Below are 22,548 nucleotides of genomic sequence, written 5' to 3'. Positions count from 1 at the left end.
AAACAAGCCGGGTGATGCCCGGCTTTTTTTAATGAATCTTTTGTCAGGAGAGTCGCAGAATGCGTCTTTGTGATACCGATATCGAACGGCACCTGGATGAAGGCAAGATCGTCATCGAGCCGCGGCCCGGTGTTGAGCGGATCAGCGGCGTCAGCGTCGATGTGCTGCTGGGCAACGAGTTTCGGGTGTTTCGCGATCATACCGCGCCTTATATCGACCTTGGCGGGACCAGTATCGAGATGGCCGATGCCATCGAGCGGGTGATGAGCGAGGAGATCCACGTGCCGGACGGTGAAGCCTTCTATCTGCACCCGGGTCAGCTGGCGCTGGCGGTGACCTATGAATCGGTTACCTTGCCCGCCGATATCGTCGGCTGGCTGGATGGTCGCTCCTCCCTGGCTCGCCTGGGCCTCATGGTGCACGTCACCGCCCACCGCATCGATCCGGGCTGGTCCGGTCGCATCGTGCTGGAGTTTTACAACGGCGGCAAGTTGCCTCTGGCCCTGCGTCCCAAGATGAAGATCGGTGCCCTGAACTTCGAGATGCTGTCAGGTACCGCGGCTCGCCCGTACAACAAACGGGAAAATGCCAAATACAAGAGTCAGCAAGGGGCTGTGGCCAGCCGGATCAACCAGGATTGATCCCCGCACCGTGCGGCTTGTCTATCGAGGAGGGTGCCAAGGCACCCTCTTTTTTATCTGACAAAAGGAAACGGGCGTGTCGAGCGGGTTGAAAAGCGGCCTTTTTCGGGACATTGAGCCATGCTTCGGCTTTGATTGGCGCCTATCCACAGCAATGGAATGGACTTAAATTAATCCTCGACAAGCCCCGTTCCTACAGGCCCTAAGACATTTTCTGACGGAATGCCCTTTTTTTTTTTTGCTGAAATATTTCAACAACGGGTATGGCGCATCGAGCCTTCTGGCATAATCCGCCGCAACTCATAAACAGGTTCGTTTTTATGTTTGAAATGTTTAGTGGTTTGGGTTTGTGGTGGTCAATCGGTTTGGTATTGGCCGTTTTTTTTGTGCTGGCCTATGAATTCATCAACGGCTTTCACGATACCGCCAACGCGGTAGCAACGGTTATCTATACCAAGGCGATGCCGGCTCATATGGCGGTGGTGGCTTCCGGTCTGTTCAATTTCGCCGGTGTCATGCTGGGTGGATTGGGGGTGGCCTACGCCATCGTTCATCTGCTGCCCATCGATCTGCTGCTTGGCATGGACTCCACCCAGGGTCTGATCATGGTGTTCTCCCTGCTGTTCTCGGCCATCGTCTGGAACCTGGGAACCTGGTACTTCGGCATTCCGGCATCCAGCTCCCACACCCTGATCGGTTCCATCCTGGGGGTAGGCGGTGCCTATGCCCTGATCAGCCATCAACCCCTGAAAGAGGGTATCAACGTCGGCAAAGCCATCGACATCATGCTCTCTCTCATCATCTCTCCCACCGTGGGCTTCATCATTGCCGCCTTGCTGCTGTTCGCCATGAAGCGCGTATGGCTTGGCAGCAAGATCCACAAGACCCCGGAAGAGCGCCTGCTGGTGGACGGCAAGAAGCATCCACCGTTCTGGGCCCGTGTCACACTGATTTGTTCCGCAATGGGGGTGAGCTTCGTGCACGGCTCCAACGATGGTCAGAAAGGCATCGGTCTGGTGATGCTGGTGCTGATCTGCATGGCGCCTGCCTATTTTGCGCTGGACATGAACAGCCGCTCCTATGATCTGGACAGAACCCAGGATGCCAACCAGCGCATCATGGAGATCTACCAGCGTAACCAGGATCAGGTTTCCCATCTGGTGAACTTCAGTGTGCCTGCCAAAGCCCAGGAGGAGCTGATGAGCCACTGTGCGGCAGGGGAGGCCCTGCAGGCCATGGCGACCCTCGACAAGCGTCTGGGCCAGGTGCGCACCTACGAGGAGATGAACCTGGTGGATCGCCGCGAGGTGCGTCGTCTGCTGCTGTGCATCGACGACACTGCCCGCAAGGTCTCCAAGTTGCCGCTGCCGGCCAAGGAGCTGACCGATCTCGCCAAATGGCGCAAGGATCTGACCGCAACGGCCGAATATGCGCCGACCTGGGTCATCGTGTCCATCGCCCTGGCGCTCGGTTGCGGCACCATGGTGGGCTGGCGTCGTATCGTCTACACGGTAGGGGAGAAGATCGGTTCCTCCGGCATGACCTACAGCCAGGGCATTGCAGCCCAGATCACGGCCGCCGCGTCCATCGGGATTGCGAGTCTGACCGGGATGCCGGTGTCCACCACCCACATTCTCTCCTCTGCGGTAGCGGGGACCATGGTGGCCAACAAGTCCGGCCTGCAGAGCCAGACCATCAAGACCATTCTGCTGGCCTGGGTGCTGACATTGCCGCTCACCATGCTGCTCTCCGGCGGTCTCTTCCTGCTGAACAACCATCTCTTTGGCGGATAAGCGCGACAGTCATTGGAAATGAAACAAGGGCCTTCGGGCCCTTTTTTGTTGCCTGGTGAATGTCACGTCATGCGGCAATAGTTCAATGAGTAATAGCTATATGCCATCAGACAAGAAGTTGAATGACATTATCTATCACCTCTTTGGCTTCTCTACATCCCTGAACCACTCGTTGTGCACAGTGAGGGGAACCTGCCTGTGTGACGCCTTGTTACGAGCTGACGCTTGCACGTGAAGCTGAAGGGAGGGTGTCCAACATGTCTATGTTCCTCACCAGAAATGATGGGAGTGAAGAGCGCTACAGGTTGCCCTATGTCTGGCATTCCCGTTCAACCTGGGCTGTCTCAGCCACCACGAACACACCGACAGAGCAGTCAAAGGGGCTGCCAGACTGTTTGCCAATGGCATCATATGCTGTCAATGCATTGACCTATCCACAAGCAGAGCATGTCATGGTGCTTTGACAGAGATGAATCCTCTGTCTGGTGTGTTATTCACGTCTTGCTTGGACTGGGTGTGTGTGGTCGCTGAACATCGGGAAAGCGGCGGATATCGAACGGGCAGGGGGGGAGAGCAAGGCGATGTCAGCCCCAAAAAAGAGACAAAAAAGAGACAAAAAAGAGCCACACAATGTGTGGCTCTTTATTCAGACTAACGAGTCTGCTCAGGGGCGACCGGCCGGGCTGGTTGCCACGTTGCTGGCAGCGGTGCTGCCACCGTGGCGACCGGAAGTGACGACTTCGCTGCGTACCAGGGGAGCGTACTCCACGGGTTCACGGGGTGTCGGGGCAGGAGCCGCAGCCGGCGTTGCCATGGGGGCATAAGCCTTGCGGGCACGGGCCAATACACCGGCACCCTTGCTGACCTTCACTTCGGGGCTGGTTGCTGGCTCGGTTTGCACCACGGCAGCCGGCATCTCGACGACCTCCGCCTCGGCGGTGGCCGTCTCCTCAGCGATCACGACAGGTGCCGCTTCAGCAACCGGTGCAACCTCTTCTGGGATGGCCTCCACTTGCTGGGTCTGCTCGACAGCGTCGATCACGGCTACAGGTTCGTCATGAGAGGTGGTGTCGACGATAGGTTCGACCATCTCGGGTTCGACAACTGCCACTTCGGCAGCGGGTTCAGCGTCTGCTTGCGCAGCCTGTTCAACTTCGTCAGTGGAGGGCGCGTCCACTGCCTGGGCTGCCAGTGCTTGCTCTGCCGCTTCCTCAGCAACGGCTTCAGCCACCACGTGCTCGGTCAGAGCGGCGGAGGCCTGCAGGGCGGCTGCAACCGCTTCTGCGCTCGGAATGGTGATGACAGGCACAACCGGTTCTTTCACCTTCACCTGAGCCGCATCGGCCTGGGCCGCGGCAGTCAGCTGCACTTCACCTTGTGCTTCGTCTTCACGCTGGCCACGAGCCTCTTCGTTGATGCGCTTGCGACGTTGCCCTTCGATGCGCTGATTGCGCGGGGTACGGCGGGAACGACGCTGACCTTCGCCTTGCTCTTCTTGCTGCTCAGCGGCGGCTTGCACGTCGGCGACATCGATGATTTGCTCGTCAGTCGGCAGGGCAGGGGTGTCGGTCGCGGCGACATCGACACGGATCTGCTTGCGCAGTTGGCGACGTTCGCGGCGCTCGGCCACTTTTTGCTCTTTTTCCTGACGCGGTTCAGCGCTGGCGACCGCAGTATCAACGGTATCAACCGCCTCGACGATCACCTCGGCACGGGGTTCGCGGGGGGCGCGAGGTTCACGAGCCGGACGCGGGGCACGAGGTTCGCGCTCCTGGCGGGGTTCGCGAGGCTCACGCTCCATGCGCTGTTCGGTGCGCACGTCACCACGGGGTTCCCGTTCCTGGCGCGGCTCACGCTCTTTGCGCGGGCGACGATTGCGATCACTGCTCTCGCGGCTGGCTGCGCCTTCACGCTTCTCGCCGGCCTCGGCATTGCGACTGCCGCGGTTGTCGTCACGACGGCCACGTTGACCACGGCTGCGGGATTCATCGCGCTGGTGACGGTGCCCGTCATCCTTGCGAGCTTCGCGCTGGGCGGCCGGTTTGTCGGCAGGCGCCTTCACCTCGGCCGGAGCCGCATCGGAGGAGGCACCGAACAGGCCGGAGAAGGCCTTGGCCAGCTTGCCAAAGAAGCCGACTTGTTCTGCAACCGGAGCGGGAGTCGCAACAGGAGCCGGGGCGGCGGGCGCAACCGGCTGAGGAGCCGGGGCAAACCCTTGCAGCAGCGGTTGTTCACGCTCGACTACCTGAGCCTGGCGCGGCTGATAGACCGGCTTGGCAATCTCGGTTTTGAGCTCGTAGCTGGCCGCTTCCGGGATCTCGTTCTGACGGATGCGGGTCACTTCGTAGTGCGGGGTTTCCAGATGCTGGTTCGGAATGATGTAGACACGCACATCATTGCGCTGTTCCAGATTGGCGATGGAGGTACGCTTCTCGTTGAGCAGATAGGCGGCCACATCGACCGGCACCTGGGCATGCACCTGCTCGGTGTTGTCCTTCATGGCCTCTTCTTCGATGAGACGCAGGATGGACAGGGCGAGGGATTCATTGTCACGGATGACCCCCTGACCCTGGCAACGGGGGCAGATATGGCTGCTGGACTCGTTGAGGGAGGGACGCAGACGCTGGCGAGACATCTCCAGCAGACCGAAACGGGAGATACGGCCCAGCTGGATGCGGGCACGATCCTGATGCACCGCTTCACGCAGACGGTTTTCCACTTCGCGCTGATGGCGAACCGGGGTCATGTCGATGAAGTCGATGACAATCAGGCCACCCAGGTCACGCAGACGCAATTGACGGGCAATCTCGTCGGCCGCTTCCAGGTTGGTCTGCAGGGCGGTCTCTTCGATATCGCCGCCCTTGGTGGCGCGGGAGGAGTTGATATCGATGGAGGTCAGTGCTTCGGTCGGGTCGATGACGATGCTGCCGCCGGAGGGCAGGCGCACTTCGCGCTGGAAGGCCGATTCGATCTGGCTCTCGATCTGGAAGTGGTTGAACAGAGCGACATCACCCTTGTACAGCTTCACGCGATTGAGGAAATCGGGACGGACCAGCTCGATATGCGACTTGGCGCGTTCGAAGATGACCGGGTTGTCGATCAGGATCTCGCCCACATCGCGACGCAGATAGTCACGGATGGCGCGCACGATGACGTTGCTCTCCTGGTGAATGAGCACCGGAGCGGAACGTTGTTGTGACGCCTTGTGGATGGAGTCCCAGTGATTGAGCAGAACGTTCAGATCCCACTCCAGCTCTTCCGGGGACTTGCCCACACCGGCGGTGCGCACGATGAGGCCCATGCCGTCCGGCACGGTCAGTCCGCTCAGGGCTTCCTTCAGCTCGGTCCGCTCGTCACCCTCGATGCGACGGGAGATGCCGCCGGCACGGGGGTTGTTCGGCATCAGCACCAGGTAGCTGCCAGCCAGACTGATGAAGGTGGTGAGGGCTGCACCCTTGGTTCCACGCTCTTCCTTGTCGATCTGGACAATCACTTCCTGGCCTTCGCGGACCACTTCTTTGATGTTGGGACGACCCTGATAGGAGTAACCGGAGGGGAAGTAATTGCGGGCGATTTCCTTTAACGGCAGGAAACCGTGGCGTTCGGCGCCATAGTCAACAAAAGCAGCTTCGAGACTGGGTTCTACTCGGGTGATTTTGCCCTTGTAAATGTTCGCTTTTTTCTGCTCGTGTCCCGGACTTTCAATATCCAAATCGTAGAGCTGTTGTCCGTCAACCAGCGCTACGCGCAACTCCTCTTCCTGAGTCGCGTTGATTAGCATTCTTTTCATTGAGTTCTCATTATTTTGTCATTTTGATTCCTCCACTGGGTCCTGCCGGCGCCGGCCTCGGGTCTTCAGCATGCTGGGGCAACCTCCCGGTTGGGGTATGCATGAGGCGCAAACTAAGGGCACTCTGGTTCAGCCTTCTCGAGAGGGCGTGAATTAAGGATACCGATGTGGAGACAATTTACGTCGGTTCTGTTTGTGTTCTCCATGCGTTGTACCTCGCACCCGGGAACCGTCATGTTCTTGTATACACGGTGTTTCGGGATTGGGTGGCATACATTTTGGCCACTTAGTACAAGGCTTGAACACAATGACAAAACCTTGTTTATTATCCCATTTAAACCACTTTTATAGCAAGACGCCATTTTTTAACAAAGCATGCAGCCAAGGGCTGTCGGCGGTGTTAAAATCCGCGCCATGACACAGATACATCAACAAGTGCAGCTGCTCACCATCGAAGCTGAGCATGACGGGCAGCGCATCGACAATTTTCTCAAGACTCAGTTAAAGGGCGTCCCCAAGAGCCTGATTTATCGCATCCTTCGAAAAGGGGAGGTGCGGGTCAACAAGAAGCGCATCAAACCGGAATACAAGCTTTGTGCCGGTGACGAGGTGCGGGTGCCCCCCGTGCGTGTGGCCGAGAAGAATGAGTTGCCTTCTGCCAACCTCGGCAGCATCCAGCGTCTGGAGAGCCAGATCCTGTTTGAAGACGATGCCATGATAGTGCTCAACAAGCCGTCCGGCATGGCAGTGCACGGCGGCAGCGGCCTCAGCTTTGGCGTCATCGAAGGGCTGCGTGCCCTGCGCCCCGAAGCCCGTTTCCTCGAACTGGTGCACCGGCTGGATCGCGACACCTCCGGTGTGCTGCTGGTTGCCAAGAAGCGCAGTGCCCTGCGCAGCCTGCACGAGCAGCTGCGGGTCAAGACCATGCGCAAGCAGTATCTGGCGCTGGTGCGCGGCCAGTGGCAACCCCACGTCAAGGTGGTCAATGCGCCACTTCGCAAAAATGATCTGCAATCCGGCGAGCGGGTGGTGCGGGTCAGCAGCGATGGCAAACCCTCCGAGACCCGGTTCCGGATTGCCCGTCAATTTGCCGAAGCCACTCTGGTCGAGTGCAGCCCCATCACTGGCCGTACCCACCAGATCCGTGTCCACACCCAGCACGCCGGCCATCCCATCGCCTGCGATGACAAATATGGTGAGGCCGGGTTTGATGAAAAAATGCGGGGGCAGGGGCTAAAGCGTCTGTTCCTGCACGCCTGGAAGCTCACCTTTACTCATCCGGTAGATGAGCGGGAGATGCAGGTGGAAGCGCCATTGTCACCGGAGCTTGAGGCGTTCCTCGCCAAGCTGCCACGCTGACAGCCATGAAAAACGGGAGCCAAGGCTCCCGTTTTTCATGGCAGAGTTCTTGTTATGGCAGAGCCAGGCCGTGGCGACCCAGGAGATCAACCAAGCCTATCAGGGGAAGACCGACAAGGGCGTTGGGATCGCGCCCCTCCAGCGCCTTGAACAAGACGATGCCCATTCCCTCGCATTTGAAGCTGCCGGCACAATCCAGAGGACGTTCGGCCTCCACATAGCGACGGATGGCGGCTTCGTCGAGCGAGCGAAAATGCACGGTGAAAGGCTCGACGAGCTGCTCGGCATGGCCATTCGCAGCATTGATCACACAGAGCCCGGTGTAAAAGATGACGCGCTTGCCTTGTGCCCGCAGCAACTGCTCGACCGCCTTTTCCACCGTGCCGGGTTTGCCGAGGATCTGCCCGTCACAGACGCACACCTGATCTGAACCGATGATCAATCCTTGATCACGGTCAGCGGCAACGGCATTCGCCTTGGCAAACGCCAATCTGCTGACCAGAGCTTCTGCGGTCTCCCCGTGTCGCGCCGTCTCATCGACTTGAGGCGCAGCACAGTGAAATGGCTGACCGAGTTTTTCCAGCAAGGTCTTGCGGTAGGACGAGGTGGACGCGAGGATCAAGGAAGGCTGCATGTTTTGATGATATCCATTTATAAATCAATTGGTTGATTCTATCTGTGCAGATGGGGCCACGCAAACAGGAGATGTCTACAGCGGGACTCGCCTAATTAGCGGGAAGCATGCATGCTGAGGAAACCACAGCACAAACACAAGAGATCGGAATTGAGCGTGATGACACGATATGCGGCCTTGGTCATGGCACTGATCTCCTTCGCCAGCTGGGCAGGGACATGGCAACTTCGCCAGGGGGATGAGGGGGTGATGCTTTGGACCCAGCCACATCCTCCGACCTCTTTTCAGGCCTTACGTCTGGAGATGCGGGTGAATGCCGATCCTGGCGCGCTGATCACGGTGCTGCGCAACACGGCGCGCCATGAAGAGTGGTTGCCCCAGAGCCGTGAAGTCAGGGTGCTGGCCAGATCGGGTCCCGACGATGATCTGGTCTATACCCGCCTGGCATCTCCCTGGCCGGTGCAAGACAGGGAGCTCATCACCCGCTCCCATCTGAGTCGACGCATTGATTGCAGCCTGACTCTCGAGGTGTGGGCAGAGCCGAATGCCCTGCCATTGCATGCAGGGCTGTTCCGGATCCAGGAAAGCGCCGGACGGTGGGAGGCGCTCCCCCAACGGGATGGCAGCACACTCGTTCGGCTCGAAACCTATACCAACCCGGGCAACAACTTGCCGGGCTGGCTGGTCAATCCCATTGCTATCAAGGCTGCCGTGGGCAGTTTCAAAGCCATACGCCGACTGATGGAAGCCGAGCCCAGAGTGGCTGCGACACCAGGCCTGCTGGGGAGCGACCCGCGCTGTTCTGCCACCTGATGAGACACCAAGGAGCACATCCGGTGGGCAGACAGGGGAGGGGAACAGGATCCTGTGCCAGATCCTGCACGATATGGCATAATCGGCCACCGATGAGCACAAGTTCCTCTTGCAGGGGCCTGTGAAGGTAAAATCATCGGCGGTAAGGACTTTTTCCTTTGACTATCCCTTGTTGGACCTATAATATTCGCGCCCTATGCAAAAGGTGAAGTTGCCCGTTAAGGTTGATCCAGTCCGTAATGCCTTGAAGCTACTCGATTATGTCGGGATAGTGGAAAAGTCGCAGATGCCCAGGCTGGAGGAATCAACCGAAGGCTTGCGAAGTGATGTGGATGTCACACTGCACTTTGGCAAAGATGTCCAGAAGTTGACCGTTATGAAAGGCACTGCCCATGCCAAGGTCGACCTGGTTTGCCAGCGTTGTGGTGAGACATTTGAACACCTTTGTGAAGCTAGTTTTATTTACACTCCGCTGTTCGAAAGAACAAACGAGGAAGAACTGCCGGAAGCTTATGAGCCCATTGAGTTGGACGAAAACGGCGAGATAGATCTTCATCAAATCCTGGAGGATGAACTCATCCTCTCGTTGCCTCAGGTAGCCATGCATCCGATGGATGTGTGTCCCAGAGGAAACATGGAGATGACCTGGGGTGAAATCGAACCTGCTGATGAGCGGCCGAATCCCTTTGCAGTTCTTGAAGCGCTCAAACGTAAGTGAATTTTAGGAGTTAGCCTACCATGGCCGTACAACAGAACCGTAAAACCCGCGCCAAGCGTGGCATGCGTCGTTCCCACGATGCGCTGACCACCGCTGCCCTGACTGTTGATCAGACCAGTGGCGAAATTCATCGTCGTCACCACGTGACTGCCGATGGTTTCTACCGCGGTAAAAAGGTAATCGCTTAAGGATTGCCTTTGTCTACGCAAACTGTCGCGCTAGACATAATGGGGGGAGATATCGGCCCCTCGGAAACAGTGCCTGCCGCCGTGCAGGCACTGTCTCTTCTACCCCAGCTAAAACTTGTTCTGGTCGGTGATCAACACCAGACTACCACTCTTCTGCAGCAACATGGCCTGCTCAACCACCCTCGCGTTAGTCTCGTGCATGCCTCCCAGGTCGTGGGCATGGGCGAAAAGCCTATCGTGGCGCTGCGTACCCTGAAAGACTCCTCCATGCGCGTGACCCTGGATCTGGTCAAGAGCGGCGCTGCCGATGCCTGTGTCAGTGCCGGTAACACCGGTGCCTTGATGGCCATGGCCAAGTGCGTGCTCAAATCCTTGCCCGGTGTTGACCGGCCAGCCCTCATCAAGGCGCTGCCCACATTGGGTGGAAAACGGACCGTGATGCTGGATCTGGGTGCGAACGTGAGCTGCGATGCCGACACCTTGCTGCAATTTGCCGTGATGGGCGCCGTGGTCGCAGAGAAGGTGGAGGGGATACCTTCACCCAGAGTGGCACTGCTCAACGTGGGGGAGGAGGAGATCAAGGGCAACGACCTGGTGCGCCACAGCGCCGAGTTGCTGCGCCAATGCTCCGCCCTGAACTTTGTCGGTTTTATCGAGGGTGACAGGATCTTCAGCGGCGAGTGCGACGTGATCGTCTGCGACGGTTTCGTGGGCAACGTTGCGCTCAAGACCGCGGAGGGGGTGGTGCGGATGATGGCCGAACTGGCCGGATATCCGCGCAAAAAACGCAGTTTTCTTGGTCGACTCGCCGGATTTATGTTCAAACGGCGTTTCTCTTACCTGAACCCCGACCAGTATAATGGCGCGAGTCTGTTAGGATTGCGCGGCATTGTGGTAAAAAGCCATGGGCGGGCCGAGCGCCGCGCTCTGTGTCATGCGATTCTGCTGGCCGCACAAGAAGCCAGACATCAACTTCCATTGCAAATTGCAGATCGCCTTGAATCTGTCTTTTCCGACAGGGATTTATAAAACTCTATGCATAGCAAAATTCTGGGTACTGGCAGTTATCTGCCGAGTTCGGTTCGTACCAACGCCGATCTTGAACAGATGGTTGAAACCAGTGACGAATGGATCGTGGAACGCACCGGGATCCGTGAACGCCGTATCGCCGGAGCCGACGAAACCGTCGCGACCCTTTCTCATCAGGCGGCCTTGCGTGCGCTCGATGCGGCAGGTCTGACTGCCGCCGATCTGGACATGATAGTGCTGGCCACCACCAGCGCAGAGAATGCCTTCCCAGCTGCTGCCTGTGAACTGCAGGGGCTGCTTGACGTACCGGGGATCCCGGCGTTTGACGTAGCCGCCGCCTGTGCCGGCTTTACATATGCTCTCGCCATCGCCGATCAGTTCGTCAAATCCGGCGCGGCTCGCCACGTGCTGGTTGTCGGTGCGGACGTGCTGTCACGCATGTGCGATCCCGAGGATCGTGGCACCATCATCCTGTTCGGGGATGGGGCAGGGGCCGTGGTGATCGGTGCCAGCGATACTCCTGGCATCCTCTCCACCCATCTGCATGCCGATGGCCGTTATGGCGAGCTGCTCAAACTGCCGCAGCCCCGTCGCGGCATGCCGGGTGCTGAGCTCGAAGCCTACATGTACATGAAGGGCAACGATGTCTTCAAGGTGGCGGTGACACGCCTTAGCGAGATCGTGACCGAAACCCTGGCTGCGGCCAACGTCGAGCCGAGCGAGCTGGACTGGCTGGTGCCCCATCAAGCCAACTTCCGCATCATCAATGCCACCGCCAAGAAACTCGGCATGGGGCTCGACAAGGTGATCCTGACCCTGGATCGTCATGGCAATACCTCCGCGGCCTCCGTGCCCATCGCCTTCGATGAAGGGGTGCGCGATGGTCGCATCAAACCCGGTCAGCTGGTCCTGCTGGAAGCCTTCGGCGGCGGTTTTGCCTGGGGCTCTGCGCTGGTTCGCCTCTGATACCGAGCGGTGCCCGGTCCTCGGGCGCCCGCTTACCGAATTCGTCTTACCTTAAAGGAATCAATGATGACCCGATTTGCCATTGCCTTCCCGGGACAAGGCTCCCAGAGCGTCGGCATGCTGGCCGAGCTGGCCGAGCAACACGCCGTGATTAAAGAGACCTTCGCCGAGGCGAGCCAGGTGCTGGGTTATGACCTGTTTGCCCTGGTGATGGCAGGCCCGGCCGAGGATCTGAACAAGACCTGGCGTACCCAGCCAGCGCTGTTGACCGCCTCCGTCGCGCTGTGGCGCCTGTGGCAGCAACAGGGGGGGGCAACCCCCGCCGTGATGGCCGGCCACAGCCTGGGGGAATACTCCGCCCTGGTGTGCAGCGGCGCGCTGGCGTTTGCCGATGCCGTCAAACTGGTCGAACTGCGTGGTCTGGCCATGCAGGAAGCCGTACCGGAAGGCACCGGTGCCATGGCTGCCATCATCGGTCTGGACAACGAGAGCATCGCTGCCAACTGTGAGAAAGCGGCCCAGGGGCAGGTGGTCTCTCCGGTCAACTTCAACTCTCCGGGCCAGGTGGTCATCGCCGGCCACAAAGAGGCGGTCGAGCGTGCCAACGTGCTGATGAAAGAGTCAGGCGCCAAGCGTGCCCTGCCGCTGCCGGTCTCCGTGCCCTCCCACTGCGCCCTGATGAAACCGGCCGCAGAAAAGCTGGCCGCCGCCCTTGATGGGATCGAGATCAAGGTTCCTGCCATCGCCGTCATCAATAATGTCGACGTCTCTTGTGAGCAGGATCCGGCCGCCATCAAGCAAGCCCTGGTGCGTCAGCTGTTCAGCCCGGTTCGCTGGACTGAAACGGTAGAGTGCATGGCCAACGACGGTGTTACCCTCGAAATCGAGATGGGCCCGGGCAAGGTGTTGACCGGCCTGGCCAAGCGTATCGATGCGCGAGTGGAAGGTATTCACGCCAACGACGCCGCCTCGTTCGAGCAGGCGCTGGCCCAGATCAAGTAAACAGGAGCAAGTCATGAGTTTTACCGATAAGGTTGTGTTGGTCACTGGCGCCAGCCGTGGCATTGGTCGTGCGATTGCGGAGACGTTTGCTGCTCGTGGTGCCAAGGTCGTGGGTACTGCGACCAGCGAGAGCGGTGCCGAGGCGATCAGTGCTTACCTGGGTGAGCAAGGCTGCGGCATGGCACTGAACGTGACCAGTCAGGAATCCATCGAAACCGTCTTCGCCGCCATCAAGGCGCGTTTTGGCGACATCGACATCCTGATCAACAACGCCGGCATCACCCGCGACAACCTGCTGATGCGGATGAAGGATGACGAGTGGAACGAGATCATCGACACCAATCTCACCTCCCTGTACCGTCTGAGTAAGCCGGTATTGCGTGCCATGATGAAGAAGCGTAACGGTCGCATCATCAGCATCGGTTCCGTGGTCGGCACCATGGGCAACGCCGGTCAGGTCAACTATGCTGCTGCCAAGGCTGGTCTGGTTGGCTTTACCAAGTCGCTGGCCCGTGAAGTGGCTTCTCGTGGCATCACGGTGAATGCGGTTGCTCCCGGTTTCATCGAGACCGACATGACCAAGGCGCTCAATGAAGAGCAGCGCGCCGGCATCATGAATCAGGTGCCTGCTGCCCGTTTGGGCGATCCGAAAGAAATTGCTGCCGCTGTGGTATTCTTGGCATCGGATGATGCCGCCTATATTACCGGCGAAACCCTGCATGTTAATGGCGGGATGTACATGGTGTAATCAATTTGTCGTGAGTTCTGTTCAAATTTGCGATAATACGCCGAAGTTTGGCACATTTCGTGGTTTGACCAGCGGCAAGTCACTTGCAAACTCACGTCAATTGAATACACTACCCCAACCAGACGCAATAGCGTATTTTTAAAGGAAAATTCAGGTCATGAGCAACATCGAAGAACGCGTAAAGAAAATCATCATCGAACAACTGGGTGTTAAAGAAGAAGACGTGAAGAACGCTGCCTCCTTCGTCGACGACCTGGGCGCTGACTCTTTGGATACCGTTGAACTGGTAATGGCGCTGGAAGAAGAATTCGATACCGAAATTCCTGATGAAGAAGCCGAGAAGATCACCACTGTTCAAGCGGCTATCGACTACATCACCGCTAATCAGGAATAAGTTCCTGTTCTGAAAGAAGCGGCCCAAGGGCCGCTTCTTTTATGTTTACCCCTTTCAAAACACCTCTCGGAGACTACCTCAGTGTCAAAACGCAGAGTCGTGGTGACCGGCTTGGGGATGCTTTCCCCGGTAGGCAACACTGCCGAATCCAGCTGGCAAGCCCTGCTCAACGGGCAGAGCGGCATTTCCCTCATCGACCACTTTGATGCAAGCGAGTTCGCAACCCGTTTCGCAGGCCTGGTCAAGGATTTCGACCCCGAAGAGTTCGGCATTAACCGCAAAGAAGCCCGCAAGATGGATCTCTTCATCCAGTATGGCGTGGCGGCGGGTGTTCAGGCCCTGGAAGATTCCGGCCTGATCATCAACGAAGAGAACGCGGAGCGGGTAGGCGTTGCCATCGGCTCTGGTATCGGCGGTCTGGGTCTGATTGAGCAGAACCACAGCAGCCTCATCAATGGCGGCCCCCGCAAGCTGAGCCCTTTCTTCGTTCCGTCCACCATCATCAATATGGTGTCCGGTCATCTTTCCATCATGAAAGGCATGCAGGGCCCGAACATCGCCGTGACTACCGCCTGTACCACGGGTACCCATGCCATCGGCATGGCTGGCCGGATGATTGCCTATGGCGATGCGGATGTGATGGTCGCCGGTGGTGCCGAGAAAGCCTCCACCCCCATGGGCATGGGCGGCTTTGCCGCTGCCAAGGCGCTCTCCACCCGAAATGACGAACCACAGAAGGCGAGCCGCCCCTGGGACAAGGATCGCGACGGTTTCGTGCTGGGCGACGGTGCCGGTGTGCTGGTGCTGGAAGAGTATGAACATGCCAAGGCCCGCGGCGCCAAGATCTATGCCGAGCTGGTCGGCTTTGGCATGAGTGGGGATGCCTATCACATGACGGCTCCTCCCTCGGATGGCGATGGTGGCGCACGCGCCATGAAGAACGCCATCAAGGATGCTGGCATCGCACCCGAGCAGATCGGTTACATCAATGCCCACGGTACCTCTACCCCCCTTGGGGATGTGGCAGAGCTGCGCGGCATGAAGAAGGTGTTTGGTGAACATGCCAGCGCCCTGATGGTCAGCTCCACCAAGTCCATGACAGGCCACCTGTTGGGTGCGGCTGGCGCCATCGAGGCGATCATCACCGTGCTCTCTCTGCGTGACCAGATGGTGCCTCCCACCATCAACCTGGACAACCCGGATGATGAGTGCGACCTGGATCTGGTGCCGCATGTTGCCAAGGCTGGCAGCTTCGAATATGCCCTCTCCAATTCCTTCGGTTTTGGCGGCACCAATGGCTCCCTGATCTTCAAACGCGTATAATTCGCTCTGGGCGAATGATAAGGCCCGATACGGCAGTATCGGGCCTTTTTTATCGGAGGGATCCCCTTGCTGATTAATGGAATACCCACAGAAACACTGTCAGCCAGGGATCGTGGACTGGCATACGGAGATGGTCATTTCACCACCATGCTGGTGAGGGAAGGGAAGGTACTCTGGTGGCAGGACCATCTGGCCCGGCTGCAACATGCCAACGCCCGGCTTGGTTTTGGCGAGCACTCCTGGGACCTGCTTGCCGACGAGGCGGCGCAGCTTGCTTCTGGGCAGACACAGGCTGTCGTCAAGATAATGCTGACCCGGGGCGCCGGTGGGCGGGGATATGACGGCGCAGGCTGTGACACGCCCACTCGCATCGTCTCTTTGGCACCTTATCCTGAGCATTATCATGATTGGCAGCAAACCGGCATCAATGCCCTGGTATGCCAGCAGCAGCTTGGGGACAGTCCCATGCTCGCCGGTCTCAAGACGCTGGGGCGCCTCGAACAAGTGATGCTGAAGCGCGAACTTGCTGCGCGTGGCGGGGTCGAAGGTATAGTCTTGAACAGCCGGGGATTTCTGGTAGAAGGGGTCAGCGCCAATCTGTTTTGGCGTCGCGGCAGGACGGTGTTCACACCGGATCTCACCCGCGCCGGGATCGATGGCATCATGCGCAAGCGCGTGATGACGATGCTTAAACAGATGGGCATTGAACTGCGTGTCGTTGAGGCTCCATTGGAGTCACTCTGGCAGGCGGAAGAGGTCTGGCTGACCAATACCCTCATGGGCATAGTCCCGGTCACCAGCATCGGGGATATGCACTATCCCAGCCCGGTATTGATCCGCCGTTTACAGGAGCGCTTGGTCATTGAAGTTTAATCGGCTTTACACCCTGCTCGCGGGGGCGGCACTCTCTGTCGCCGTTGCCGGGGGGTACGTGTATCACAAGTGGCAACAGGTGGAGACGCTCACCAACAAGGGGCCAACCCGCCTCTTTACCGTCGAAAAAGGCGCCCATGCGGCGCGCCTGATTGCCGAACTGGGGGAGGGGGAAACCAGCCCCTGGGCGGTGCGCCTCTGGTTGCGCGGTCATCCCGAACTGGTGGCCATCAAGTCCGGCACCTATGAAATCAAGGAAGGGGCGCCGCTCAAGGAGACTCTCTCTCTCTTTGCTTCCGGCAAGGAGTTTCACTTCAGCCTGACCTTTGTCGAAGGGTCCCGATTTGAGGATTGGCTGAAGCAACTTTCCAGCGCCCCCTATCTGGAGCGCCTGACTCTGGAGCAGAGCGAAACCGAACTGGCTCAGGAACTCGGCATCGAAAATGGCAAGCTGGAGGGGTGGTTCCTGCCGGAAACCTACGCCTATACCACTCATGCCAGCGATCTTTCCATCCTGCGCCGCGCCTATCAGGACATGAAAACGTTCCTGGAGGCTTCCTGGGAGAAGCGTCAGGCCAATCTGCCCTACAAGACACCCTATGAGGCGCTCATCATGGCCTCCATCATTGAAAAAGAGACGGGTCAACCGGATGAACGGGCCCAGATTGCCTCTGTGTTCGTCAACCGTCTACGCCTTGGCATGAAGTTGCAGACCGACCCTACCGTCATCTACGGGGTGAAGGAGAGGTACGATGGCAACATTCGCCGCAGCGATTTGACCGACGTGAACCCCTACAACACCTATGTGATCGACGGTCTGCCTCCGACGCCCATCGCCATGCCGGGCAAGGCCTCCATCGAAGCGGCGCTCAACCCCAAATCGACCGACTATCTCTACTTCGTTGCCAAGGGGGGCGGTGCCCACTACTTCTCCAAGACCCTCGATGAACACAATCGGGCGGTGCGTGAATACATATTGAAGAAACCCTAATGTCTAAATTTATCGTGATTGAAGGATTGGAAGGGGCAGGGAAGAGCTCTGCGGTGCGCTATGTGACCGACTATCTGCAAGCCCACGGAGTTGCGCGGATCGAGTGCACCCGGGAGCCGGGCGGCACGCCGCTGGCGGAACGCATGCGGGCCATCGTCAAGGAAGTGCACGACGAGCGCCTGACCGTCGAGGCCGAGCTGCTGTTGATGTACGCCTCCCGGGTACAACTGGTGGAGACCCGGATCAAGCCTGCCCTGGCAGACGGCATCTGGGTAGTGGGCGATCGCCACGATCTCTCCTCCCTGGCCTATCAGGGGGGTGGCCGCGGCATCGATGCGAACCTCATCGGCGCCATCAAACGGGCGGTCCTCGGGGATTTCAAGCCGGATCTGACGCTCTATCTGGACATCGATCCTGCCATCGGCCTGCAGCGGGCCCGCCATCGCGGCGAGCTGGACAGGATTGAGCTGGAGCAGATCGGTTTCTTTGAACGTACCCGCCAGCGTTACCTCGAGTTGGCGGCCGCCGATGATTCCATCCAGGTCATCGATGCCGGATTGCCCCCGGCGCATGTCAAAGCCGCCATCGAGGCAGCCCTTGAGCATTATCTGGCAAGCGAGGGGCTATGTATCCCTGGCTGATCCCGGATTGGCATGCCTTGAGCGAGACGGCCCGGGCCGGACGGCTCGGCCACGCCTGGTTGCTGCTAGGCGATCCCGGCCTTGGCAAGGAGCAGCTTGCAGAGCGACTGGCGCGACTGCACCTGTGTCAGTATCCACAACGAGGTGAGCCCTGCGGTCAGTGCCACTCCTGCCAGCTTTTTGAGAAGGGGCATCACCCGGATCTTGGCACCCTGGGGCCCGAGGGCAAGACCATAGGTGTCGAAGCCATCCGGGAGATTTGCAGCCGCCTCCAGAGCACGTCCCAGCTCGGTCGCGGCAAGGTGGTGATCATTCAGGAGGCGGAGCGCATGACGGAGTCCGCCGCCAATGCTTTGCTGAAGACGCTGGAAGAGCCGGCTGGCGACAGTCTGTTGCTGCTCATCGCATCCCGGGTATCTCGCCTGCTCCCCACCATCTTGAGCCGTTGTCACAAACATGTCTGCCAGCTTCCCTCTGAGGGGGAGACCCTTGCCTGGCTCGCCGAGCAGGGCCATCAGGCCACCCAGGCCCAGGTGCGGATCTGCCAGGGTGCGCCGCTGCGGGTGCTGAGCTACATCGAAGCACAGCAAGATGATGCCAGACGGGCATTGCTCGACGGATTTGTCTCGCTGGCATCGGCCCCCACCCGTGCGGCGAATGTCTGTGCCCAGTTGGCCGAGGATACTCAGGTCCGGCTGCACTGGTTGCAGCTCTTCCTGTGTGATGCCCTCAAGCTTCAGGCTTGCTGCGGCCATCATCAACTGGCAATGCCGGATCTTGCATCACTCAGCCAGCAACTGGCAGAGAAACACTCCAGCGAACGGCTCCTGGAAGCCGAACAGCAGCTGGTTATGCTGAAAGAGGCTTGTCAGCCAGGACAGCTTTCCAATCCCACCATCCATTTGATGAACTGGCTCAATCGCTGGTTATAAACAAGGTTGTCTATGTTACTCGTTGATTCCCATTGCCATCTCGATCGCTTGAGTTATGGCTCCAAGCAGACCGACATGGCCGATGTACTGGCCAAGGCGGCGCAGCAGAGCGTGGGATATTTTCTCTGCGTGAGTGTGACTCAGGCCCAGTTCCCGACCATGATGGAGGCCATCGCCCCCCATCCCCAGGTGTTTGCCTCCTGCGGTGTTCACCCGCTCAATCAGGATCCCGGGGTGGATGCTGCCTTGCTGCTGACTCAGGCGGCCGATGAGAAAGTGGTGGCCATCGGCGAAACCGGGCTCGACTACTTCTATTCACCGGAAAACAAGGATGTACAGCAAGCCTCTTTCCGCGAACATATCCGGGTAGCCCGGGCACTGAACAAACCGCTCATCATCCACACCCGGGATGCCCAGGAAGACACGCTGCGGATCATGCGAGAGGAGGGGGCCGAACAGGTGGGCGGAGTGCTGCACTGCTTCACCGAGTCCCTCGAAATGGCCGAGGCCGCGATGGCAATGGGGTTCTATATTTCCATCTCGGGGATAGCCACCTTCAAGAACGCCTCAGCCCTGCAGGCCGTGGTCAAGGCGTTGCCCCTGGAGCGACTGCTGGTTGAAACCGACTCTCCCTATCTGGCACCGGTTCCGCACCGGGGGAGGGAGAACGAGCCGGCCTTTGTTCGCGACGTTGCCCAATTTATCGCGGATCTTCGCCAGATTCCGCTCGCTGAATTGGCGGAGGCCACCAGCCACAATTTCTTCGAATTGTTCAAGTTGGCAAAGCGATAACAGACAACGCCCCGCATAGCGGGGCGTTTTACTATGACAATCTGCACTATCACGATCCATCCAAAAACAATCATGCCAAGTTGTTATCTCTCACTTTGTATGGTGGATGCTGACGAGATCAAATCGCCAGCACCTGATAAAACAGAGCAGGGATGACAGAATGCTTGAGGACTAAATGAGGGGCTGAAATGGGTTAAAGCACTCTTCATAAGTATCGATAATATTCATTATCGATACTTGATAGATCTGGATGATCCTGTAAGATCCATCGAAACTCCGCTTTAAATCATAGAGTTAAGTGAACTACCCACGCCTTCAAAACCCAGTTCAGCAATCTTTGCAGAGCGTCTTCGATCCTCAGCTGAACAGCCGGGCAAGACGCTTCCTGCGCAGCGCCAAAGCCGACTCCACCCTCAATGCCTATCAGGCAGATACCCGCATCTTTGTCTCCTGGTGCCAGCTCCACGGGCTGGATCCCTTGCAGACGACACACCACGACATCATGAATTTTTTGGCGGATCAGGCCGACGGCATCCTGGCCAACTGGGTCTGGCTCGACAAGGAAGAAGGGAAGGGGGAACTTCGCAACGGGGAACCTCGCAAACCGGCCACCCTGGTAAGACGGCTTGCCGGCATTCGCTATGCCTTCAAGCAGAAGGGGATCCACCCCATGCCGACCGAGCATGCGGAGATAAAGGAGATGATGCGGGGCATAGTACGGCTCGGTGATAACCGCAAACGCAAAACGGGGGCGCTGACCCTGAAACCATTGGCCTGCGTGCTGGACGAGATAGATACAAGCAACCTGGCGGGACTTCGGGATTACACCCTGTTGCTCCTGATGTTCAGTGGCGCCTTGCGCCGGTCGGAAGCGGCAAGGATCGAGGTGAATGACGTGCAGTTTGTGGGGCAGGGGATACGCCTTCGTCTCAAGCCAAGCAAACATCAGCTCCATGAATCGGAGATAGCACTCATTCCAGGCACCCGGTATTGCCCAGTGTCTGCACTGCAACAATGGCTGAAAAAAAGCCGGATTGCTGAGGGCCCCCTGTTTCGCCGGATGAATCGCTGGGGACAGCTGATGGCAGACCCCCTGGGGCCGCAAGGTATCAACCTGATGATCAAGCGGCGAACCGGCCAGGCCATCGACGATCTCCACGTCAGTGGCCACAGTTTGCGGCGGGGGTTCATCACCTCTGCGGTAACGGCGGGCAAACCGATGAACAAGATCATCGAGGTGACCCGACACAAGGACATGCGCACCTTGCAGGAATATTTCGATGATGCACACAAGTTCTCGGATCACGCCCTAGATGGGTTGTTATAAGTGTCAAAAACATGTAGAAATGCCGTGCATTCCGTCAAATAGAAATGTCATAAAATAGAGGGAATGCTGAATAAAGAGTCACGACAACACAAGTGTAATGAAGGGCCACAGGAGTCTCACAATTTTGATCGCTGGCGTTGAAATTTCACAATTCAAACCAACGTTACTTGTTGTGCTATTATCTTCATTTGGAGCTGGTGATACATGGCGCAGTACTAAACTGAATTTATGGAAACGTAAGCTATGAAAGAAGAATTCAGTAGATACGAGCCCTCAGAATACCTGATGAACGAGCTAGAGATAACCGTTTATCTCAATGAAGCAATAGAGACCGGAGACCCTGAACTGCTTGCCATCGTTCTTGGTGATGTCGCTAAGGCCAGAAGCAGGATTGGTCTGAACATCAAACCAACAAGCTGAAGTTGGAGCTATATCATGGCAGACATGGCTATGACGATTCGATTGCTGACTGAACCGGCTGGCTGGATGTGGCAAGAGCTGAAGCCGCTAATTGAAGAGGGGCAAGCGGCCTGCTTGGGTAACCGAACCTATGAGTTTCACACTTACGGGGATGGCTGTGTATTCCAGGCCCTGTGTGATCACCTCGGTGTTAAATATGACATAACGGTTGAATCTGACGACTGAACTCCCGTTAAAAGGTCATCACCATGGTAGTTTTGCCTAGTCACTTTGCTCGTGTGGGAAGCTCAGACAAGCCTAGACAACCCCCGGCATGAACCGGGGGTTATGTGCTATCTATAAGCCAATAGGTGTCTAACTAAGGCGTCCTGAATGCTTTGGCGTTGGTGAAGTATCAGTAGCACATCTACTCTGTCGCCACTGACTAAGAAGAGAACGCGAAACCCCCGATCGTCTACTCGTTCGCGGTATCCAAGGCCATAATCAGCAAGTTGGCTGCATATGGGGTACATTAGTGGCTGCTCGGAGAGAGTGACCATAATGTCATCAACTAGTGAATCTGCCAGATCCCAAGCCCCCTCCTTACCAAGCCGATGGGTGTTGAATGACGCTATTTCGTTTAGGCAGTCGTCGGCCGCCTGAGTGAAGTTTATCGAATACACGGGTTAGCCCCTTACTTTCTGGCATGGCGCATCCTCTCCTTGATTTCCTCGGCGGAGAAAGTCCTGCCGCTATTGACATCTTGCTGTGCCAGCATAACCAGCCGTAGCAGCGCTTTTTTTTCGTTCTCACTATGCAGAGATTCCAGCTCCATCGCCCGCTCTTCTGCGGTCTGTATGAACAGCTCCGCAACTCCATTTTTTGTTACGTAGACCCCCCCTTTAAATGTCTCTGGCGTTCCAAGCCCTTCGCGGGCCGCCCTTTGTGATATGGCGGTAATAGTCGTTGTATAAGTCATGCTCTAATCGCGCTTTGGTGCTTGCGGCCCTAGGCGCGTCTCCTTGTGGTAGTTCCTGTTTTTTTACAATGGTGGAAGGCCATGGCCGGCCTCGAACATTGTTCGCGATCTCTTTTGGTTGCTGATTGAATTCGCCAAGTGATTCGCTAAACGAGGGGCGGCGCCCCCCTCATTCACAAGACTAGCACTGAATCTTCAGATGGGAAATATTTGTAA

General features: G+C 57.8%; 24 protein-coding genes. 20 read left to right on the top strand and 4 right to left on the bottom strand.

Annotated features, from left to right (window positions below):
* The first annotated feature begins 59 nt into the window (after positions 1-59).
* Both dcd and I6L48_RS14265 read left to right on the top strand, forming a co-directional pair.
* Entirely contained in the window at positions 60-641 is a 582-nt protein-coding gene (gene dcd, locus I6L48_RS14270) for a dCTP deaminase (protein WP_045524859.1), read from the top strand.
* Positions 642-961: 320 nt separating this feature from the next.
* Positions 962-2,434, top strand: a complete 1,473-nt coding sequence (locus I6L48_RS14265; protein ID WP_029314527.1) for an inorganic phosphate transporter — start codon at positions 962-964, stop codon at positions 2,432-2,434.
* A gap of 664 nt (positions 2,435-3,098) precedes the next feature.
* On the opposite strand, the gene rne is transcribed toward I6L48_RS14265, so the two are convergent.
* A complete protein-coding gene (gene rne, locus I6L48_RS14260) occupies positions 3,099-6,224 on the bottom strand; it encodes a ribonuclease E (RefSeq protein WP_216987359.1) in 3,126 nt (1,041 codons plus the stop codon).
* Between the two features lie 414 nt (positions 6,225-6,638).
* Between rne and rluC the strand changes: the two genes are divergently transcribed.
* Positions 6,639-7,583, top strand: coding sequence for a 23S rRNA pseudouridine(955/2504/2580) synthase RluC (gene rluC, locus I6L48_RS14255; protein ID WP_201889990.1), 945 nt, complete (start codon positions 6,639-6,641; stop codon positions 7,581-7,583).
* Between the two features lie 52 nt (positions 7,584-7,635).
* Here rluC and I6L48_RS14250 read toward each other — a convergent pair whose 3' ends face one another.
* Positions 7,636-8,217, bottom strand: a complete 582-nt coding sequence (locus I6L48_RS14250) for a nucleoside triphosphate pyrophosphatase (protein WP_041215169.1) — start codon at positions 8,215-8,217, stop codon at positions 7,636-7,638.
* 303 nt (positions 8,218-8,520) lie between these two features.
* Between I6L48_RS14250 and I6L48_RS14245 the strand changes: the two genes are divergently transcribed.
* The 17 genes from I6L48_RS14245 to I6L48_RS14165 all read left to right on the top strand — a co-directional run bounded on the left by I6L48_RS14245 (position 8,521) and on the right by I6L48_RS14165 (position 21,599).
* Entirely contained in the window at positions 8,521-9,030 is a 510-nt protein-coding gene (locus tag I6L48_RS14245; protein ID WP_234916815.1) for a hypothetical protein, read from the top strand.
* A 196-nt stretch (positions 9,031-9,226) separates the two neighbouring features.
* Entirely contained in the window at positions 9,227-9,748 is a 522-nt protein-coding gene (yceD, locus tag I6L48_RS14240) for a 23S rRNA accumulation protein YceD (RefSeq protein WP_042863864.1), read from the top strand.
* 20 nt (positions 9,749-9,768) lie between these two features.
* Positions 9,769-9,936 (top strand): 50S ribosomal protein L32, encoded by a 168-nt coding sequence (gene rpmF, locus I6L48_RS14235; protein ID WP_005300935.1) that lies wholly within the window; start codon positions 9,769-9,771, stop codon positions 9,934-9,936.
* A gap of 9 nt (positions 9,937-9,945) precedes the next feature.
* Entirely contained in the window at positions 9,946-10,965 is a 1,020-nt protein-coding gene (plsX, locus tag I6L48_RS14230) for a phosphate acyltransferase PlsX (RefSeq protein ID WP_113070265.1), read from the top strand.
* 6 nt (positions 10,966-10,971) lie between these two features.
* On the top strand, positions 10,972-11,931 hold the full coding sequence (locus I6L48_RS14225) for a beta-ketoacyl-ACP synthase III (RefSeq protein ID WP_010674740.1): 960 nt from the start codon (positions 10,972-10,974) through the stop codon (positions 11,929-11,931).
* Between the two features lie 66 nt (positions 11,932-11,997).
* Positions 11,998-12,933, top strand: a complete 936-nt coding sequence (gene fabD, locus I6L48_RS14220; RefSeq protein WP_113070264.1) for an ACP S-malonyltransferase — start codon at positions 11,998-12,000, stop codon at positions 12,931-12,933.
* Positions 12,934-12,946: 13 nt separating this feature from the next.
* The gene (fabG, locus tag I6L48_RS14215) at positions 12,947-13,681 is read left to right on the top strand and encodes a 3-oxoacyl-ACP reductase FabG (protein WP_039041169.1); all 735 of its coding nucleotides are present in this window, start codon (positions 12,947-12,949) and stop codon (positions 13,679-13,681) included.
* Positions 13,682-13,838: 157 nt separating this feature from the next.
* Positions 13,839-14,075 (top strand): acyl carrier protein, encoded by a 237-nt coding sequence (gene acpP, locus I6L48_RS14210; RefSeq protein ID WP_005300909.1) that lies wholly within the window; start codon positions 13,839-13,841, stop codon positions 14,073-14,075.
* Between the two features lie 81 nt (positions 14,076-14,156).
* Positions 14,157-15,398, top strand: coding sequence for a beta-ketoacyl-ACP synthase II (gene fabF, locus I6L48_RS14205; protein WP_039041168.1), 1,242 nt, complete (start codon positions 14,157-14,159; stop codon positions 15,396-15,398).
* Positions 15,399-15,464: 66 nt separating this feature from the next.
* On the top strand, positions 15,465-16,271 hold the full coding sequence (gene pabC, locus I6L48_RS14200) for an aminodeoxychorismate lyase (RefSeq protein WP_041211426.1): 807 nt from the start codon (positions 15,465-15,467) through the stop codon (positions 16,269-16,271).
* Positions 16,261-17,262, top strand: coding sequence for an endolytic transglycosylase MltG (gene mltG, locus I6L48_RS14195; RefSeq protein WP_029314535.1), 1,002 nt, complete (start codon positions 16,261-16,263; stop codon positions 17,260-17,262). The genes pabC and mltG overlap by 11 nt, the downstream gene beginning before the upstream one ends.
* A complete protein-coding gene (gene tmk, locus I6L48_RS14190; protein WP_113070263.1) occupies positions 17,262-17,903 on the top strand; it encodes a dTMP kinase in 642 nt (213 codons plus the stop codon). The genes mltG and tmk overlap by 1 nt, the downstream gene beginning before the upstream one ends.
* On the top strand, positions 17,888-18,835 hold the full coding sequence (gene holB, locus I6L48_RS14185) for a DNA polymerase III subunit delta' (protein WP_113070262.1): 948 nt from the start codon (positions 17,888-17,890) through the stop codon (positions 18,833-18,835). Before tmk ends, holB begins: the two co-directional genes overlap by 16 nt.
* Before the next feature lie 12 nt (positions 18,836-18,847).
* A complete protein-coding gene (locus I6L48_RS14180) occupies positions 18,848-19,627 on the top strand; it encodes a TatD family hydrolase (protein WP_045524869.1) in 780 nt (259 codons plus the stop codon).
* Between the two features lie 298 nt (positions 19,628-19,925).
* Positions 19,926-20,954 carry a site-specific integrase gene (locus I6L48_RS14175; protein ID WP_041215162.1) on the top strand — a complete coding sequence of 343 codons (1,029 nt, stop codon included), beginning with the start codon at positions 19,926-19,928 and terminating at the stop codon, positions 20,952-20,954.
* A 243-nt stretch (positions 20,955-21,197) separates the two neighbouring features.
* On the top strand, positions 21,198-21,374 hold the full coding sequence (locus tag I6L48_RS14170; protein ID WP_180321004.1) for a DNA-binding protein: 177 nt from the start codon (positions 21,198-21,200) through the stop codon (positions 21,372-21,374).
* A gap of 15 nt (positions 21,375-21,389) precedes the next feature.
* Positions 21,390-21,599: a hypothetical protein gene (locus I6L48_RS14165; protein WP_113070261.1), complete on the top strand. Its 210-nt coding sequence runs from the start codon at positions 21,390-21,392 to the stop codon at positions 21,597-21,599.
* A 107-nt stretch (positions 21,600-21,706) separates the two neighbouring features.
* On the opposite strand, the gene I6L48_RS20980 is transcribed toward I6L48_RS14165, so the two are convergent.
* On the bottom strand, positions 21,707-22,036 hold the full coding sequence (locus I6L48_RS20980; protein WP_113070260.1) for a type II toxin-antitoxin system RelE/ParE family toxin: 330 nt from the start codon (positions 22,034-22,036) through the stop codon (positions 21,707-21,709).
* Between the two features lie 11 nt (positions 22,037-22,047).
* The gene (locus I6L48_RS14160; protein ID WP_113070259.1) at positions 22,048-22,332 is read right to left on the bottom strand and encodes a hypothetical protein; all 285 of its coding nucleotides are present in this window, start codon (positions 22,330-22,332) and stop codon (positions 22,048-22,050) included.
* Positions 22,333-22,548 lie beyond the last annotated feature (216 nt).

The organism is Aeromonas sp. FDAARGOS 1418, from assembly GCF_019048585.1.
In the GTDB taxonomy this organism is placed as follows: Bacteria; Pseudomonadota; Gammaproteobacteria; order Enterobacterales; family Aeromonadaceae; genus Aeromonas; species Aeromonas caviae.
Note: the sequence above shows the minus strand (reverse complement) of the source record. Positions and strands in the feature narration are given on the sequence as shown.